An 18,170-nucleotide genomic window follows, 5' to 3' on the forward strand; every position below is an offset into this window, starting at 1 on the left:
CGCGTAGACAACGAAAACGGATCGGGCCCCTCTCATAGCCGCAATGAATGGGGCTTTTAAAAGTCCCCCGTTAGCAGCTTCCGTAAAGCTACGGGCCGGCGCGTCGTGATGGCGTCGACGCCAAGCGAGATCATCCGCTCCATCTCCGCACGCTCATTCACCGTATAGACCCAGACGGACAGTCCATGGGCATGCGCCGTCTCTACGAGCGCAGGCATGCATGTCCGATAGTGCATATTGAGGCCGGCATAGCCGGCCTCTTTAGTCTCGTTGCACAACTGTCGGACGTATCCGTCATAATCGCCGAGCTGCTCGCGACTCAGCTCGACCGGCGCATTGAGCATCACCGGGATATCGGGATAACGAGCCGTCATCGACGCCGAATAGCCGGTAATATGAATCCGGCGCTGGGCGCCGTATTTCCGGATCAGCTTGACGGCCGGTTCGATGCTGGCCGCGGATTTCAAGTCGATATTAAGACTTGTTCCCCACGACTCCGATGCCTGCAGAATCTGTTCCAGCGTCGCGACCTCGTGCGTCAGGTAGGCGTCGTCAATCCTCTTCCGTACCTCCGGCCGATTCAACTGCTCGTAAGTACAGGTCTGCAGGAGCAGGGATTCGTCATGCAGCAATACGGCGGTACCGTCCATGGCGGCATGCACGTCCACCTCGACGATATCCGCTCCGCTGTCCACGCCCTCTAGGAACGAAGCCATCGTATTGTCCGGACTCTCGCCGCAGCCCGTATGGGCGGCGACCTGCGGGCGTTTCGGCATATCCCTCATCCTCATCCTCATAGTCCGGTTATGATATCGTCGCGCAGGAATCCCGCTCTACGATGACGCTGCCGATGATGATGTGGTCCGGGCTGTCGCCCTCCGCGGCACCAATACGTTGCATTAGCAGCCGTACGGCATGCGCGCCCAGCTCGGACGGCTGCAGATCCATGCCGGTCAGCGGCGGCGACGTCCGGTTCATCATGGACAGGTCGCCGCAGATGACAAACAGGGAGATATCCCCTGGAATGGCGAGCCTAAGATCCTTGATCGCGTTCATGGCGTTGAAGGCGGTGCGGTCGTCGTCCGCGATGATCGCCGTGACCCGCCGGGCCGCGCTCCGTATCGCGCCGATCGTCTCGTCGTAGCCGTAGCTGAGATAATCGTCCGCATCGATGGCCGGCTTGTAGCGGACCAGCGTCGCAGGCCGCTCGATACCGTGCTTGGCGAGCGCATCGGAGAAGGCGGCCGTTCGCTCGATCGCTACGGTCATCCGCTCGTTCGCATTCAGAAAAAGGATGTCGCGATGGCCTTTGCCGACCAGGTATTCGCAGATATCGCGGAGAATCTGGTCATTGTCATTATTGACGGTCGGCGCGTCCGGCACGCTCGCGTTCATGATCTTGCCCACCGTGACGAAGGAGATATCGTTCTGATGGAGCAGCTCGATCCGTTCATCCTCCGTGGTAGGGCCCAGGACGATCGCGCCGTCGATCGGGTAGCTCGCGAGTGAGGGCGTCTTCACCTCACCCGAGGGAATCATGTCGAGCAGCACCCTGTACCCGTACAAGGATGCCTCGAGTACGACGCCGTTGATGAATTGGGTATGAAAGGCGCTGAAGAAAAAATTGCCGTGCGGAATCGTCAGTCCGATCGCCATGGTTTTTTTGGTCACAAGGCTTCTCGCGATATGGTTCGGAACGTAATTCAGCTCCCGGGATGCCTGGAGGACGCGCTCCGTCACCTTTTTGCTGGCCTGTCTCTTCTGGCTGAATACATTGGAGACCGTACCTTTAGAGACGCCTGCGAGGCGTGCGACATCATCGATTTTCGCCATGGCTGTGCTTGCTCCCCTTCAGATCGCGCGGGTTCTGCCGGCTTGAAGCTCCCCGTTGAGTCGCTCTGCCAGGTCCAACAGTTCCAGCGGTTCTGCGATTGAATAGTCCGGCTGCTCGAGCGGATCGGCCGGCGTGCGCGGGTATCGGGTCGTCCAGTTCAGATGGACGCTGGTGATCCCGACCTGGTTCGCGCCGCGAACGTCGCGTGCCAGGTTGTTGCCGACCATGATAATCCTGGGAAGGTCCCGCTCGGATAGCTCCATCGCCCCCATCGCCGCTTTAAACATGCGTGGATTCGGTTTGTCGACCTTCATCTGCTCTGAATAGATCAACACTTCAAAATAATCGTAAAGCTGGTTCTGCGTCAACAGATTCTTGAAGGACTGCGCAGAGCCGTCGGCTACGATGGCGAGACGGTATCCGCGCTCGGCCAGCGTACGGACCATGACGTCTGCGCCCGGGATCACCCGTCCCTCGATCACCGTGCCCTGCTCGTCGCGGACCTCGGTGCCCTCGTCAATGATCGTATCGCCGCAATCGAGGAATATAATCAGTTCCTTGCGCTCAGTGTCCCTCTTCTGTTCTCGGTTCATTTCTCGCGCTCCTTAAGGTTAGCTCTTCGGCATAATGGCAAGCGGCGTAATGTTGATTCCCGATCTCCCGCAGGGCGGGCGACTCCTTCACGCACTTCTCCGTCCGGTAGGCGCAGCGCGGGTGAAAGTGGCAGCCGCTCGGCGGATTGGCGGGGTTCGGCACCTCGCCCTCCAGAATGATGCGGTTCTTCTTCAGCTCCGGATCCGGCTGCGGAACGGCGGACAGCAGCGCCTCCGTATACGGATGCCTGGGCTGGCGGAACATCGACTCGACGGACGCCAGCTCCACGACTCTGCCCAAGTGCATAACGGCGACCCGGTCGGAGATGTTCTCTACGATCGACAGATCGTGCGAGATGAAGATATACGTTATTTTAAACTCTTGCTGCAGATCCTTTAACAGGTTGATGATCTGAGCCTGGATCGAGACGTCCAGCGCCGACACCGCCTCGTCGCAGACGATTAGTCTCGGCTGGGTGACAAGCGCCCGCGCGATGGCGATCCGCTGCCGCTGCCCCCCGGAGAAGGCATGCGGGTATCGCCTGAGGTAGCTGACGTTCAGGCCGGTCTGCATCGCGATGGACGAGACCTTCTCCTCCACCTCTCTTCGTGATAGCTTGAAGTTGGCGATCAGCGGCTCGGAGATGATGTTGAATACGCTCATCCGCGGACTGAGCGAGGAATAAGGATCCTGGAAGATCATCTGGATGTCTTTTCTGAACTTCTTGGACGCTGCGCCGTTCAGCTTCAGGTAATCGACCGTCTCGCCGCCGGGGGCATGATAGATCACCTCTCCGGACGAAGCTGACATGCCCCGCACGATGCAGCGGCCCAGCGTCGTCTTGCCGCAGCCTGACTCGCCGACGATGCTTAGCGTCTCGCCCTCCCGCAGCTCGAAGGAGATATCGTTCAGCACCTGCACGGAGGTTGGCTTCGCGAACAGGGCTTTCCTTGACTTAACCTGGAAGTTCTTTTTCAGTCCTTTGACTTCAAGGATGGGCCTGGACATGGCTGTTCGCCTCCCCGGGTTCGGAATACAGGAAGCACCTGACCGTGTGGTTGTCGGCGATGCGGGTCGCCGGCACCGCCATCCGGTTGCACACGCCATCGATGCGATCCTTGCAGCGGTCGTAGAATCCGCACATCGGCGGCATGTCGATGGGAACGGGCACGGAGCCTTCGATGGAATCCAGCCGCCTGCTCCGGTCGCCGCCAAGCCGAGGCATCGACTTAAGCAAGCCTTTGGTGTAAGGATGTTTGGGATTGGCAAAAAGCTCCTTCACCGGCGCCTGCTCGACGATCTTGCCCAGATACATGACCGCCACCTCGTCGCACATCTCCGCGATAATGCCGAGATCATGCGTTACGAGCAGAATGGCCATGCCGAATTCCTGCTGGAGCTCCTTCATCAGCTCAAGCACCTGCGCCTGGATCGTCACGTCCAGCGCGGTCGTCGGTTCGTCGGCGATCAGCAGCTCGGGATTGCAGGACAGCGCCATCGAGATCATCGCGCGCTGACGCATGCCGCCCGAGAATTCGTGCGGGTATTGGTCGAACCGCTTTTCCTGATCCGAGATCCCGACCTTGCTCAGCATCTCGAGCGCGATCTTCTTGGCTTCCTTCTTGTTCTTTGTGCGGTGGAGCAGGATCGCTTCCATGATCTGATTGCCGATCGTATACATGGGCGAGAACGCCGTCATCGGCTCTTGGAAGATCATCGCGATCCGGCGTCCACGGATGGCGCGGATCTGTCTGCCGTTCGGATTCAGAGACAGGAGCTCCACCGGCTTGCCCGATTCGGACGGAGACATGAACGTGATGTCGCCCGTCGTCTCGCATTCCTTGGGATTGATGCCGATCAGCGCCCGGCTGGTCAAGCTCTTGCCGCAGCCGGACTCGCCGACCAGCCCCAGCGTCTGTCCCTGGCGGATCTCGAAGTCGACGCCGTCCACGGCTTGCATGACGCCGTTATCCAGCCGAATCCGGATCTTCAGGTCTTGCACGCGCAGCAGCGGCTGCTGCGCGTGCGCGGTTTGAGTCGTCATAGATATCCCTCGCTGCGACCTTATTTTGGACTATCGCTTGTACGGATCCGCGGCGTCGCGGAGACCGTCGCCCAGGAAGTTGAACGTCAGGACGGTGATGATGACCGTGGCGAGCGGAATGATTTTCCACGGATACAACGCGATATTCTCGATCTGCTGGGCTTCCTGCAGCAGCACGCCCCAACTGGTAGCGGGAGCGCGGATGCCTAGACCGAGGAAGCTCATAGCCGTCTCTGCGAGAATCATGCCGGGAATGGCCAGCGTCGTAGCGACGACGAGGTAGCTGATCAACCCGGGCAGCAGATGCTTCGCGATGATCTTCGCGTCGCCGACGCCTGCGATCTTGGCCGCCACGACGTAGTCCTCGTTTTTCAGAGAGATGAACTTGCCCCGCACGACCCGCGCCAGTCCCGTCCATTCGATGAAGGCGAAGATGATGACGATGTAGAAATACATGCGGACGACCGGGATGCGCGGCGGAATCGCGGCGGATAGCGCCATCCACAGCGGCAGCGTCGGGAACGATCGGATGATCTCGATGATGCGCTGGATCACCGAATCCATCCACCCTCCGAAATAGCCGGAGACGCCGCCGATGATCAAGCCCAGGATAAAGCTGATCCCGACGCCGACAAGCGGGATGCTCAGGGATACCTGACTGCCGAGCAGGATGCGGGAGAACATGTCTCGTCCAAGCGCGTCCGTACCTAACAGGAAGATGCGCCCGGGCTGCTCGACGCCGATCAAGTGCGTGGAAGTCGGGATGACGCCCAGAAATTTATAGCGCTCGCCCTTCACGAAAAACTTCAGCGCGTACCGCTTCTCCGGATTGGACGCGAAGATTTTCCGCATCGTGTCGGGGTCCCGCGTCGACTGCAGCTCGTAAACGAAAGGGCGAATGTGGAATTTCCCGTCCGCGTCGACAAAACGCAGCTTCATGGGCGGCGCGTTCACGTATTTGCTGTCATAGCTCTCTAGACTGTAAGGAGCCAGAAATTGGGCGAGCAGCGCGCATACATACAGCAGCGCAAGAACGGCCAGACTGATCCGGGCCAGCTTATGCTTCTTGAACCGGAGTACCATCAGCCGCCATTGCGAGCTGTAATTGACGTCTTTGCGACCTTCCGGCTCCAGGTTGGCCGGTTTCTGTCGTCCGAATACGGTCATGGGTTTCATCGGTTACGTCCCTCTGAATTCCGTACGGATTTTAGGATCGAGCCAGGCGAGCAGAATGTCCGAGATCAAGGTTCCCAGCACGGTGAGCAGTGCCATGAACAGGAGCCAAGTCCCTGCCAGATACATGTCTTGGCCCAGCAACGCATTGAACATCACCGGTCCCTGGATCGGCAGGTTCAGTACGATGGCCGTGATGGTAGAACCGGTGAAGATGGAAGTCAGCGACCAGCCGAACGTACTGACGATCGGGTTAAGCGCCGCGCGCGTCGGATATTTAAGCAGGATCTTCCTCTCGGACAGTCCCTTGGCCCTTGCGGTGACGACATTCGGTTTGTTCAGCTCATCCAGCATTTGACCGCGCATGACGCGGATCAGATCGGCCGTCCCGGACAAGCCGATGACGATGACGGGAATGACCATATGCTTCGCCAGATCCATCGCCTTGTCCATGGACCAGGCCGCATTCACGTATTCGGCGGAGAACAGGCCGAGCAGCGGGTCCCCGAACCAGGTATACGAGAGGAACATCAGAATGACCGCAAGCAGAAAGTGCGGCGTCGCCATCCCCAAGAAGCTGAGTCCCGAGAAGAAGTAGTCTCCTGCGGAGTACTGCTTGACGGCGCAATAAATGCCGACGGGTATGGCTACGAGATACTGAAAGGCCATCGTGACCAGCGATACCGTCAGCGTGAGGCCCATGTATTGCTGAATGACCGCCATCACCGGCTTGTTGTAATTAAAGGAAAAGCCAAAATCGCCATGCACGACAATGTCCCTGACCCAGATCAAATATTGCTCGAAAACCGGACGGTCGAGTCCCAGATCCGCCCGCATCGCCGCCATGTCCTCCTGCGTGAACACTTCGCCGGCGACCGACATCTCCGCGGCATAATTGGATACGTAATCGCCAGGCGGAAGCTGGATGATATAAAATACGATAACCGAGATAAAGATTACGACCGGGACGGCCAGCAATATTCGCTTCAATGTGTACTGTAGCACTGTTATCCGAGCCTCCCCATGCCGTTCTCAGAAAAATCCATCGCCGGCCCGGCGCCGTCAAGGCAGGAGGGAAACGCTTCCCTGGCGGCCCGGCTTCGGATGCATTATCCCTTCAGGAAGAATTGTGCGGGGTGAGCCGCTCCCAGCGAACGGAACTCATCCGCCCAGATCATATTCTGCGGCACGTTGGCCATCTTGTTGGAGGCTACGACCAAAGTAGGCGTCGGACCCGCGTAGCCGATGATCCATTGATTTTTCATATGCAGCTTCACGATCTCGGTACTGAGGCTGTTGATCTCCTCCGTCGTTTTGGCCGCTTTGATCTGATCCCAGTATTCCAGGATTTTCGCGACGTCTCCCTCCGGCTTCACGCCCTCTTTACCGCCCGTCGACACAAACAACCCGTATTGGCCGTACCACGGCGTGAGCACGCGCAGCGGCACCAGGGTGTCGGGACGGAAAGCGACGTTCACGACGGAGATATTCTCGATGCTGGCCGGAACCTGGTTGGAGTACTTGAGCTCCTGAAGGGTAGCCTGATCGACGATTTTTACATTCGTCTTGATGCCCATATCCTCGTAATATTTCTTGAGCAGCTCGGTGAATTTGGCATTGTCCTGCGACGAATCCATGATCGTGATCGTCACGTCCTTGCCGTCCTCGAACAACCGGAATTGGTTCTTATCCCGCTTGGTCAGTCCGAGCTCATCGAGCAGCGCGTTCGCGCGATCGGGATCGAAGGCCGCCCATTGATCCGCCCAACCGTCCTGATAGCCGACCAGCCCTTCCGGCACGGACGCCTGGATCGGATCGGCGATCCCGTTCGTGACGATCTCCGCGATCTCGCTGCGGTTCACCCCGACGGAGAGCGCTTCCCGGAAACGGATGTCCTGGAACAGCTTCCGAAGGTTGGGATCGGCGACCGTCTGGTTGAGCTGGATGCCCGAGGTCGACCAGGCCGGCTGCTGCCAAGGGATGACGCGGAAATCTCCCTTCTTCTCGTTTTCCTTCAGTACGGTAAAGTCCTGCGCGCCGAACGTCGACAAGTTGAAGTCGCCTGCGAGCGTGCCGAGCAATCGCTGGCTAGGATCCTGAATTTTCGTAGCGACGAGCTGGTCCATGTAAGGAAGCTGCTTGCCGTCCGCATCCGTCTTCCAATAGTACGGATTGCGTTCCATGATGAACTGGTCGCCGTTGGGGTCGTTTTTAGCCACCCACGGGCGCAGTGTCGGGATCTGCGGATACAGCCAGTAGTAATAGCCGGTCTCCTTCAGGAAGGAGGTCGTATCCTCGAAGCCCCATTGCTTGGCGATCTCGAGCGCTTTGGCTTCGCCTACGAATTCGGGAAGAATGGTCTTATGGAAATGGGCCGGCGCGAAAAACCACTTGTTGTCGATCGCGACCCGCTCGAGGAATTGCACGCTGGGGTACTTATGCACGACCTTGAAGGTGTAATCGTCGACCTTGGTGACGGTTGCCAGCGCTTTATCGCCGCTCACCGGATCGACCGAATAATAGGCATCGTAGATTTTCTTGCCGAAGGTTTCCTTGGTCAGCATGTGTTCCCAGTAGAACAACACGTCGTCCGCGGTGAAGGGAACGCCGTCCGACCACTTCATGCCTTTGCGGAGGTGGATGGTGAATTCCGTGGAATTTTCGTTGACCTCGTAGCTCTTGGCGACATTCGGCTCGATGCCGCTGCCGTCCTTGTTGAACCGGAAGAGCGCTTCCTCGGTGGGCTGCCCGACCGCCCATTTGTCTCCCGGACCCGTCCATGCCATCGTCCATTTCCCGCCGTATCGTCCGATCTCGTCGACGACCGGCTCGACCATGACGTCGGGCTTCTCCGGCAGCCGCTCCTCCAGCGGAGGCAGCGTTCCCGCCGACACGAGCGAGACGAGCATCGGCGCTTCCTTGGCCGAGGTTCCGGATGCCTGTGACTGCGCCGGCTCGCTATTCGGGGCCGCTTTCGTTTCTTTCGGGGTTTGGTTCGTCTGAACAGCCGTATTTTTCGCGTTATTATTGCTGCAGCCCGCGGTTATAATGGTAATCAAGACCAAAAATACTGCAAGATACTTCCCCTGTTTCAAATGAACCCCTCCATTAATGAGCTCGTAATCCACCATGGATCGTCATTCAGATGATGCTTCTAGGTTGTATCGTAGCTGCCTGTAACCTCGCTGTTCACCTCTCAATCATTTTAAACCGGTTTAATTTGGGACCGAATTTTTGCCTGGAATCCGGATTAAAGGCAAGATACAATTAAACCGGTTTAATCCCAGGTAAAGGAAACTGTAAGCGCTTTATCATCATATAAGAAAAAATTCGAATTGGCAACGATAAATCTGATTTGGTTGTCCATAGGAACATCGGACAATGATTATGCAAGATCGTCTCGGCTAACTCCCGACCGCGATCCGAATCGCGCGCCGAGTGAATCGGATCATTCGATTTAATATCGCTTTATCTAGCTTTCAAAGGAAAAGAGCGGCTTTTAAGCCGCTCCCCTTTGCCGTCCCTATCGTTATTGAGCCGTGTAACCTCCGTCGATCACCAAGGCCTGACCCGTGATGCCGCGGGCGGCTTCGCCGGACAAGTAGAGCGCGAGCTCCGCGATCTCGTGCATGTCGATCAATCTCCGCTGCGGAACGAGCGGCAGAATCACTTGTTCCAAGGCGGCCTCGACAGTCACGTTGCGCAGCGCTGCGAGATCGGTGAGCTGATTGCGAACCAGCGCCGTATCAACGTAGCCGGGGCAGAGCGCATTGACGGTGATGTCATCCGCCGCCGTCTCGAGCGCTACGGCTTTGGTCAAGCCGATGACGCCGTGCTTCGCGCTGTTATAAGCGGATTTGCCGGCAAAACCGACGAGGCCGTTTATGGACGAGACGTTGACGATTCTGCCGAATCGCCTATCCCTCATGCCGGGTACCACCTGTTTGATTAGCATAAAGGGCGCAGTTAGCATAATTCGGATCATGCGCTCGAACGTCTCGGTCGGAAATCGCTCGACGGGGGAGACGAATTGCATGCCCGCATTGTTGATCAGAATATCGACGCCGCCCCAGTCGCTCTCGACGCTGCGGACCGCCTGGACGATATCTTCTTCGTTCGTGACGTCCAGCCGAAGCCCGCGTACGTCGAGTCCGGACTGGCGCAGCCCCTCTGCTGCATGAACAACGGCGCCTTCGTCCCGATCCGTCAATACGACTCTCGCGCCCGATATCGCCAAGCGCCGTCCGATCTCGAAGCCGATGCCTTGGGCCGCTCCCGTCACGAATGTCACGCGTTTGTCTGCCATCCCGCTTCCCCCTTTTAATACGCGCCTACGCGTACCTGCTTGGATATGCGCAGCCTTGCATCGGTCGTTGCCTCAATGTCGCCGGTCGAGAAGCCTGCGGCGGTTTCCATCAGCATCAACCCTTCAGCCGTGACATCTATGACGGCGCGATCCGTGATGATTCGGTTGACGACGGATTTCCCTGTGAGGGGAAGCGTGCAGCGCTCGCGTATTTTCGGCGTGCCGTCTTTGCTCACATGCTCCATGACGATCACGATCCGCTTGGCGCCGTGGACCAGGTCCATCGCGCCGCCCATGCCTTTGATCATCTTGCCCGGTATCGTCCAGTTGGCCAGATCTCCCGAAGCGGACACCTCCATGCCTCCCAGGATGGCAAGGTCGATATGACCGCCGCGGATCATGGCAAAGGAAGCGGCGCTGTCGAAATAGGAAGCGCCGGTAACGGCCGTAATGGTTTCTTTGCCCGCGTTGATCAGATCCGGGTCGACTTGCGACGGAGCGGGATAAGGCCCGATGCCTAGCAATCCGTTCTCGGATTGCAGCCATACCCGCTTATTCTGCGGAATATAACTGGCGACCAATGTAGGCATGCCGATCCCCAGATTGACGTAATATCCGTCCGCGATCTCCTTCTCGGCGCGCGCGGCGATACGTTCTCGCCCAGCTGCTGCAGTCATCGTGGTCCTCCTCGCGTGATAGGTTAAGCTTGCTTGGCGATCATCAGCTTCTCGATGCGCTTGCGCTGCTCGCCTACCGCCAGCGCGTGTACGTAAATGCCTGGCGTATGAATCCGATCCGCATCCAGCGTGCCGGCGTTCTCCAACCTTTCCGTCTCCGCGATCGTGACGCGTCCCGCAGTCGCCATGATCGGGTTGAAGTTCCTGGCCGTTTTGTTGTACGTGAGATTTCCATAGATATCCGCCGAGTACGCCCGGATCAGGGCAAAATCCGCCGTCAACGCTTCTTCGAGCAAGTAGGTTTTTCCTCCGAACACGCGCGATTCCTTGCCCGCCTCCAGCGGCGTGCCTACGCCGGCAGGCGTATAGAAAGCGGGAATGCCGGCTCCGCCCGCCCTGATCTTCTCGGCAAGCGTGCCTTGCGGCACGAGCTCGACTTCGATTTCGCGGGACAGCGCTTGCCGTTCGAATTCCTTGTTTTCTCCCACATACGACGCGATGATTTTCTTGATCTGCTTGTTGCGCAGCAGCAGACCGAGGCCCCAGTCGTCGACGCCGCAGTTATTGGAGATGACCGTCAAGTTTTTCGTGCCGGACTCGGACAGGGCGATGATCAGATTCTCGGGGATGCCCACGAGACCGAATCCGCCGACCATGAGCGTCGCTCCGTCTTTAATATCTGCAATCGCTTCCATAAACGAATGATGAATGATCTTCATTGCGTCGCTCCTCCCTCCATCGTTCCCCGCGCTAGCCGCAGCGTTCCACGATGACCGCGATTCCCTGGCCGCCGCCGATGCATAGGGCAGCCAGTCCGTAGGTAGACTTGCGCCTCTTCATCTCGTACAGCAGGGTAACCAGCACTCTCGCACCGCTCGCTCCGATCGGGTGTCCGAGGGCGATCGCGCCCCCATTGACGTTGACCCTGCTCTCGTCCAGACCAAAGTGCCGGATAAACGGAACGACCTGCGCGGCAAAGGCTTCGTTTATCTCGATCAGGTCGATGTCGGAGATTCGGAGCCTCGCTTTCTCAAGAGCCTTCTCGACAGCCGGGATCGGTCCCGTTCCCATATAAGCCGGGTCTACGCCCGCAACGGCAAAAGCGCGCACGACAGCGAGCGGCCGGACGCCGTATTCCGCAGCTCGCGCCCTGCTCATCACAAGCACGGAAGCGGCGCCGTCATTGATACCGGATGAATTTCCTGCGGTGACCAAGCCGTCGGACTTGAATGCCGGACGCAGCTTGGCAAGCGTTTCAAGCGTGGTGTCCGGGCGTATGTGTTCGTCTTGATCGGCGACCTTGGACGGCTCCTTTTTTAAGGGGATCGCGACGCTTACGATCTCTTCCGCGAAGACGCCGTTGCTCGAAGCTTCGGCCGCATGCCGTTGGCTCGCGAAGGCGACCTCATCGAGCTGCTCTCGCGTAAGATCGTATTTCACGGCTACATTTTCCGCGGTAATCCCCATGTGGTAATCGTTGACTGCGCACCATAGGCCGTCCTTGATCATACTGTCGGTCAGCGCACGATCCCCCATGACATAGCCGGCTCGCGCGCCAGGGAGCAAATAAGGAGCCTGACTCATGCTCTCCATTCCGCCGGCCACTACGGCATCGCATTCGCCGGTTTGAATCGATCGGCTCGCCAGATATACGGACATCAGACCGGACCCGCACACTTGATTAACGGTCGTCGCGGGCGTTTCGAATGCGAGTCCCGCTTCCAGCGCGGCTTGCCTGGCGGGGTTCTGCCCTAATCCCGCCTGGAGAACATTGCCCATGTACACTTCCTGCACGAGCGAGGCCGGGATACCCGCTCTGTCGATTGCAGCTCGAATCGCCGATGCGCCAAGCTGTACCGCCGATACGTCCTTCAACATGCCGTTGAACCGCCCGATCGGGGTTCGGGCTGCGCTTGCAATGACAACTTCGTGACCGTTCATGCGCGGACGTCTCCTTTACTGTCAACTTAACTTCTCGCTTCTTGTTCTCCATTGTAGAGCTCAAGTATTTATGTGTAAAATATAGATATTGAATATGATTTATTTGTTTTTTGAATAAAAGAAAGGAGTCCGGAGATGGAATTCGTACAACTGCGTTATTTTGCAGAGGTGGCGAGGCTGCAGAGCTTTTCTAAAGCGGCGGTGTCGTTGCATATCGCCCAGCCTTCGCTGAGCAGGGCCATCAAGAGCCTGGAAAACGAACTCGGCGTCGTTTTATTCGACCGCACGACGCGCTACTTGCGGCTCACGGACGACGGCGAGATCGTGCTTCGGCATGCGGCGGCGACCCTCTCCATGTCCCAGGATCTGTTGGACACGCTGAACGAGGGTAAACAGCTGCAAAGAGGCGAGCTGTTATTAGGCTTGCCGCCCGTCATCGGGGCCAGTTTTTTTGCACGTATCATCGCGGGCTTCCGCGCCGAATATCCGGGCGTACAGCTGCGGCTGGTCGAAGAAGGCGGCAAAATCGTGGAGCAGCTCTTGAGCGAGTCCAAGCTCGACCTTGGCATCGTCGTACTGCCCGTGGACGAGGAGGAATTCGAATCGTTCACGCTGACCGAGCGTCGGCTGTCTTTGGTACTGAATGCGAGTCATCCGCTTGCTTCCAGCGCTTCTGTTCGTATATCCGAACTGAGAGAGGAACCGTTTATTATGTTTAAAAGAGGCTTCTCTCTGTATGATCGCGTGAGAGAAGCCTGCATTCAGGAGGGATTTGAGCCCAAGATCGCTTATGAAAGCTCGCAGTGGGACTTTATGACGGAGATGGTTGGCGCCGGGCTGGGCGTGGCCCTGCTGCCGGATACGGCTGCGCAGAAGATACGATCGGAGTCGGTGGCGGTGATTCCGGTTACCCGCCCCGCGATCCGCTGGGACATTGCGGCGATCTGGCCGCGCGATCGTTACTTATCCCATGCGGCCAGAGGCTGGATTCAATTCATGAGGCAGTGGCAGGCCGATACCCTTTAGCCCCGCAACCGGCTATAGATCTCTCTCGGCGGACTTCCGGTACGTGTAAATATAACCCGCACGCGCCAGACCGTCATCCGCACCCTCCTTCTCGGTTACGGAGCTGTCGTCGGCGTGGTACCACTTGTTCGCGCGGGAGACGTCGGCGGTATAGTGGCCGCCCTCGGTGTCTCCGGTATGACGTACCGATCCTGTCAGCTCGAACGTCTTCTCCTTTCCTCGGCCTCCCGAATGCTCGGTCAGCTTGAACTGCGCCGGCATCGGGAAGTCGTCGTTATTCTTGGCTACGCCGCTTTTGGTACGCTTAAATCTTTTCAAGCTGAAGGTCATCACATCCGGCAACCTCAGAGTTTTCTTCTGCTCGGTATATTCGGATACCTTCACTGGCGCCCCGTCGTTGGAGGCATGGTAGACGTCCGTAGGACCCAAGGTACTGTGCATAGCTCCGTCTCCGAACGTATGGTGCAAGTATTTGTCGAAGTCGTCGAATGTATCGAGGTCGATAACCTCGAACCCGGGACCCTTTTCCGCGTTGTTCGGTCGGCTGCCGCCCGTGTACACCGGTCTGTCCGCATAATGGTCCGTATCCGGCTCCGACTTTTTGATGGTGATGGTCGACTGCACGACCGACGTAATCGGAGTCGTGTCAAGCAGCGTATTCAGCATCTGCATTTTGCCCAAGTCGCTGTGCGTCCGGTTCGCCACGTCCTGCAGGGTCTCGCCTTCGCCGGCGATCGCGTGCTCGATGGGAACCCGATCGGGAATCGCGATGAGCATGCCGGAGAGATCCGTGACGGCGCGCAGCAGCCCCAGCATGAGCTCCGAAGCGTCCTCTTGTCCGGTCATTCCCTCCACCATGTGGGCAGCAACCAGCGACTCGCGAAGCTTGCCAACGGCCTCGGGATCCTGCGGATCGACGCCCCGGATCATGTTCATCGCGGTCGCGACCTTCACCTGAACGGCACGCTTCTCCCGTTGCCTGAGCGCATGCTTGGAGACGTCGAAGTAATCGGCGTACGGTTCGGCCATCAACTGCATGACGGCGTTGATAAAGCAGTCGCTAATCGACTCCATGCCGTCTACCTTGGATTCGCGCAGTTGGTTCGGCAATCCCTTGACGGGAAGATCCCGACTCGCCGCAGCGTTGACAGCCGACTTGCCGTCAAGCGCTCCGTCAGTCTTAACGCCCGTCAGTCCCCCGGTCGTTGGGGCTGTCAGCCCGTCTGTCTTGCCGTCCGTTCCCGATGCGCCGTCCAGACTGCCGATCAGTTCGTTGAACATACGCATATAATTGTCTTCCTGCTCGTGCTTCTCGTCGTCCGGCCAAGACCAGACGGGCGACATCATGCCGAGCGTCATCGCCTTGGTCAAGTTGTCTTCCTTTTTCTCGCCGTCCTTGACCGCCGAAGGGTCGGGCGCCTTCGCCAGCTCGCGGAGCAGCAGCCCTACCGACGGATCGTCCTCCGGCGGCTTCTTGAACGCTTCCGTCGCGAACCTGTCCAGCGTTCCGAAAGCCCGTTCCTGAAGATCCTTGGGGACGTAGTCCATGCCGCTGTTTCCATTCTTCTCGGCTTGCTCCCGCGCCGACCGCAAATCTGTCGTGGCTTTGGGCGGGGCAAGGGGGTGCTTCTCGATGTAGTCGGTAATGTGGGAATAGCCGAGCGAAGCCATGCGCTGCTCCATCGCGGTCGAGATCGACACCTCAGGCCCCCTGTCCCGCTCGACGGCATGCAGGTGACGCAGCGCCCGCACATTGCGGAGCGACTTGCCCTTCAAGTTATGTTGCTTGCTTATGCGTCCCCGATCCCGCGTTTCGACGGCCCTGGATAGATCCTTGGTCGTCAGCTTCGGACCGATCATCTTTTTGACGGTCTTTAGCACGCTTTGCTTGGTCCTCGTATCGCTTAGATAAGTCCCGAGCTGGCCGATCTCCTGGCCCCCCTTGCGGGTCATCGTCACCTTGTTCTCGTCGTCGATCTTCTCGAGCAGAAGCGCGTCTCCGGTCGTTACCTGGGTGTAGTTCTGCTGCGCAGACAGCATTTCGGACATTCCCATCGGCTTTTCTTCTTCCACCAGCGCGTTGTGCTTCGCCCTCTTCGCTATCGTGGGGCGGGACATGGAGACGATTCGCCCGTGCGCAGACTTTGAAGCGGACATGACAGCCATGCGGAATTTATCATCTGCAAGCCGCTTGCGAATCAGATCGAGATTCTCCTTATTTTCGAAAAACGCCGCACTCCCCTCCCACGAAACCCGGGGGCGCTTGCGTTTGTTTTCCTCCTCCGAGACTGGGTCCGCCGTCTTCCCCTCGTTCAGCGAATCGAGGTCCCTCTTTTTCTCCTTTTCGTAATTCGCGGCTTCCTTTTTCGCTTCTTTGCCGGCATCCACAATGTTATTGCGCCACCTGTCCTTCTCCGCATTGTCGTATGAGGAGAAGTAAGTGTCCCGCAGATCGTCCGCCAAGTGCTCGAGCGCGTCGTCCTCGTCTTTAGCGGCGGCGACTGCCGCGACGATTTTCCTTTTTACGGAGCCGTCGCTCGGTTTAGGAAAAGGACTAAGCCTTCCCAGTCTCTTGCCTAGCTTCTCGTAAATCCCCCGGTACATGGCCTCCAACATTCTGCGGCATGAGCCATCTTTGTCTTTCATTCGCTGAATGGTTGTGCCCGAAGAGGCAGCGAGCATGCGCTGCACAGCCTGATTGCCGATTGTACCTTGCATTCGCGTCAAGTAGGCCGCCGTACCGAAGGTCGGACTCGGAGCTTTTCCGTGCACAGCTTCGGCGGTTCTCTGGACAGCGTGATCCCTTGCGCGCTCGGGTGGCCGCTCGGACGAACGATCCGCGGACCGCGCCGAACGTTCAGTACCGCTCACCATGATGAACCCCCTGTCTATCTGGAGTGGTCTATTCTATCTTTGATTGTTCACGATGGTTATCGGCGCTCTTGCTGCTGCTGTCCGTCACTGTCAGTTGCCCAGCGGCATAGTCCCCGTCCTCGTAATGTCTCGTCCGACGCTGATCGTCTGGATCACATCGCCGCACTCGTTCCGTATATATTCGGACGTCGTCTCGTACCAACGGTAATCGCCGTTCTTTAACCTGACGCGACCTACAAACTTAGCCGTATCCCGCTCGATGGACGACAGGCTGCGGTATTCCACCAGGCTCAAGATTTCGTCAGGATGATTAAAAGCGGCCGAATGCCTGCCCACGACCTCCTCCGGGGAATAGCCGAGCAAAGCAGTGACCGTCGGCGAAACGTATGTAAATACCCCATCAGGCGAAAAAGAAGAAATGATGTAAGGGGATCTTTCCAACATGAAAGTGAATATCTCCTGTACATCCGCTATTCCGTCACGCTTGATCTGTCGGGGTGTCATTTTTTTCATCGTGATGAGCTCGCCGACTTTTCGGTCACCAATTCGGAGCGGCACATTTGTGATCTTCGTATCAACCATGTGACCGTGTAGATGACGAGCATGGCCCGACGAATCCAGGAACTGATCGACGGAAACCTGCAGCAACGCTTCTCGCGCATAACCCGTAAGGGCTAAAGCGGCAGCATTGACATGTTGAATGCGGTTCCGAAAGTCGACGATCAACAATCCATCCGGATGTTGATTGAAGTAGGAATGAAATCGCTCCGGTGAGGTGAGCAAATCGTTAAGAAGCATGGTTTACCGCCTTTTGCCGCACGTTAAATGAATATTGCGTAGGCTAATTATAAACTGTATTTTGGGTTCTCAAAAGGTAAATGAATCAAAACGGGAGTCATGAAATTAAAAATAAGGGGTAAACTGAACACCACAACCGAAGTCGAAGGAGAGATCGTGGTGTTACCCAACAATGAGACCGCCGTAATGGTTTACTTTAATTCCCCGGATCAAGCGGAGCAAGCTTTGGCCAAAATGAAAAGCGAGTTCAACGTAATCGAAGCTAAGGTGGACCGCTTCGACGGTTATCCGGGCGACGGCGTCAATCCCGATAATCCGATCACAGGAGATATCCCAAGCCTTGGCGCGCTTACGTTAGGCGGCGACTTTAGTCGCGATGCCGGGATCTTGGCCGCAGCCAGCACAAGCGCGAGCGGGCTAAGCGCAGGCGGGCCAGGCAATATGGTGACCGGCACCGATATCTTATTGACCGCCATCGTGCCTCAGGAGAACGGCCAGAGAGCAAAAGATATCGCGAATGAATTCGGGGCGCTCCGTTAGGAATTAACCCGCCTCCGCTCACCGAAGCTTTTGCGGACGGATACGCTCGTTGTCGATTGCGATAGGCAGTTGAATACATGGGGACTATAGTTTCTTTATTTCGAGAGGATTGTCTTTTCAAGCTCGTCTACGGACAGACAATCCGCTATTCACGGTTGATTTGGCACCATTCGAATCGGATAGCATCCTTCGATGATCGACTCTCAACATCCGCCTTATTCCCAAACCTCACCCATATTCCGCACACCAACTCCATACACAACAAAAAGAACCACCCTCCGAAGAAGGTGGTTCTCTTGTGCTGCTTGTCGGCCTGGCGGCGTCCTACTCTCCCGGGACCCTGCGGTCCGAGTACCATTGGCG

General features: G+C 57.6%; 16 protein-coding genes. 2 read left to right on the plus strand and 14 right to left on the minus strand.

What is annotated here, in order from left to right; translation table 11 throughout:
- Positions 1–56 precede the first annotated feature (56 nt).
- The 12 genes from PQG80_RS23680 to PQG80_RS23735 form a co-directional block, all read right to left on the minus strand.
- The gene (locus tag PQG80_RS23680; RefSeq protein WP_271754136.1) at positions 57–776 is read right to left on the minus strand and encodes a glycerophosphodiester phosphodiesterase; all 720 of its coding nucleotides are present in this window, start codon (positions 774–776) and stop codon (positions 57–59) included.
- A 28-nt stretch (positions 777–804) separates the two neighbouring features.
- Positions 805–1,833, minus strand: a complete 1,029-nt coding sequence (locus PQG80_RS23685; RefSeq protein WP_271754137.1) for a LacI family DNA-binding transcriptional regulator — start codon at positions 1,831–1,833, stop codon at positions 805–807.
- An 18-nt stretch (positions 1,834–1,851) separates the two neighbouring features.
- Complete coding sequence (locus tag PQG80_RS23690; RefSeq protein WP_271754139.1) at positions 1,852–2,427, minus strand: HAD family hydrolase; 576 nt, start codon at positions 2,425–2,427, stop codon at positions 1,852–1,854.
- Positions 2,399–3,436, minus strand: coding sequence for an ABC transporter ATP-binding protein (locus PQG80_RS23695; protein ID WP_271754140.1), 1,038 nt, complete (start codon positions 3,434–3,436; stop codon positions 2,399–2,401). Before PQG80_RS23695 ends, PQG80_RS23690 begins: the two co-directional genes overlap by 29 nt.
- Positions 3,417–4,472, minus strand: coding sequence for an ABC transporter ATP-binding protein (locus PQG80_RS23700; RefSeq protein WP_271754141.1), 1,056 nt, complete (start codon positions 4,470–4,472; stop codon positions 3,417–3,419). Before PQG80_RS23700 ends, PQG80_RS23695 begins: the two co-directional genes overlap by 20 nt.
- A gap of 30 nt (positions 4,473–4,502) precedes the next feature.
- Positions 4,503–5,648: an ABC transporter permease gene (locus tag PQG80_RS23705; RefSeq protein WP_271754142.1), complete on the minus strand. Its 1,146-nt coding sequence runs from the start codon at positions 5,646–5,648 to the stop codon at positions 4,503–4,505.
- A gap of 3 nt (positions 5,649–5,651) precedes the next feature.
- Positions 5,652–6,650, minus strand: a complete 999-nt coding sequence (locus tag PQG80_RS23710; RefSeq protein WP_271754143.1) for an ABC transporter permease — start codon at positions 6,648–6,650, stop codon at positions 5,652–5,654.
- A 104-nt stretch (positions 6,651–6,754) separates the two neighbouring features.
- Positions 6,755–8,740, minus strand: coding sequence for an ABC transporter substrate-binding protein (locus PQG80_RS23715; protein WP_271754144.1), 1,986 nt, complete (start codon positions 8,738–8,740; stop codon positions 6,755–6,757).
- Positions 8,741–9,174: 434 nt separating this feature from the next.
- Positions 9,175–9,951 (minus strand): 3-hydroxybutyrate dehydrogenase, encoded by a 777-nt coding sequence (locus PQG80_RS23720; protein ID WP_271754145.1) that lies wholly within the window; start codon positions 9,949–9,951, stop codon positions 9,175–9,177.
- Positions 9,952–9,965: 14 nt separating this feature from the next.
- On the minus strand, positions 9,966–10,628 hold the full coding sequence (locus tag PQG80_RS23725) for a 3-oxoacid CoA-transferase subunit B (RefSeq protein ID WP_271754146.1): 663 nt from the start codon (positions 10,626–10,628) through the stop codon (positions 9,966–9,968).
- A gap of 23 nt (positions 10,629–10,651) precedes the next feature.
- A complete protein-coding gene (locus PQG80_RS23730) occupies positions 10,652–11,347 on the minus strand; it encodes a CoA transferase subunit A (protein WP_271754147.1) in 696 nt (231 codons plus the stop codon).
- A 31-nt stretch (positions 11,348–11,378) separates the two neighbouring features.
- A complete protein-coding gene (locus PQG80_RS23735) occupies positions 11,379–12,569 on the minus strand; it encodes an acetyl-CoA C-acetyltransferase (protein WP_271754148.1) in 1,191 nt (396 codons plus the stop codon).
- A 135-nt stretch (positions 12,570–12,704) separates the two neighbouring features.
- On the opposite strand from PQG80_RS23735, the gene PQG80_RS23740 reads away from it, so the two are divergent.
- Positions 12,705–13,595, plus strand: a complete 891-nt coding sequence (locus tag PQG80_RS23740) for a LysR family transcriptional regulator (RefSeq protein ID WP_271754149.1) — start codon at positions 12,705–12,707, stop codon at positions 13,593–13,595.
- 12 nt (positions 13,596–13,607) lie between these two features.
- Here PQG80_RS23740 and PQG80_RS23745 read toward each other — a convergent pair whose 3' ends face one another.
- Both PQG80_RS23745 and PQG80_RS23750 read right to left on the minus strand, forming a co-directional pair.
- Positions 13,608–16,199: a ubiquitin carboxyl-terminal hydrolase family protein gene (locus PQG80_RS23745; RefSeq protein WP_271754150.1), complete on the minus strand. Its 2,592-nt coding sequence runs from the start codon at positions 16,197–16,199 to the stop codon at positions 13,608–13,610.
- A gap of 360 nt (positions 16,200–16,559) precedes the next feature.
- Positions 16,560–17,267 carry a PAS domain-containing protein gene (locus tag PQG80_RS23750; RefSeq protein WP_271754151.1) on the minus strand — a complete coding sequence of 236 codons (708 nt, stop codon included), beginning with the start codon at positions 17,265–17,267 and terminating at the stop codon, positions 16,560–16,562.
- A 99-nt stretch (positions 17,268–17,366) separates the two neighbouring features.
- Between PQG80_RS23750 and PQG80_RS23755 the strand changes: the two genes are divergently transcribed.
- Complete coding sequence (locus tag PQG80_RS23755; RefSeq protein ID WP_271754152.1) at positions 17,367–17,807, plus strand: hypothetical protein; 441 nt, start codon at positions 17,367–17,369, stop codon at positions 17,805–17,807.
- Positions 17,808–18,170: the final 363 nt, after the last annotated feature.

The sequence above is a fragment of the Cohnella rhizoplanae genome (genome assembly GCF_948329515.1).
Lineage (GTDB): Bacteria > Bacillota > Bacilli > Paenibacillales > Paenibacillaceae > Cohnella > Cohnella rhizoplanae.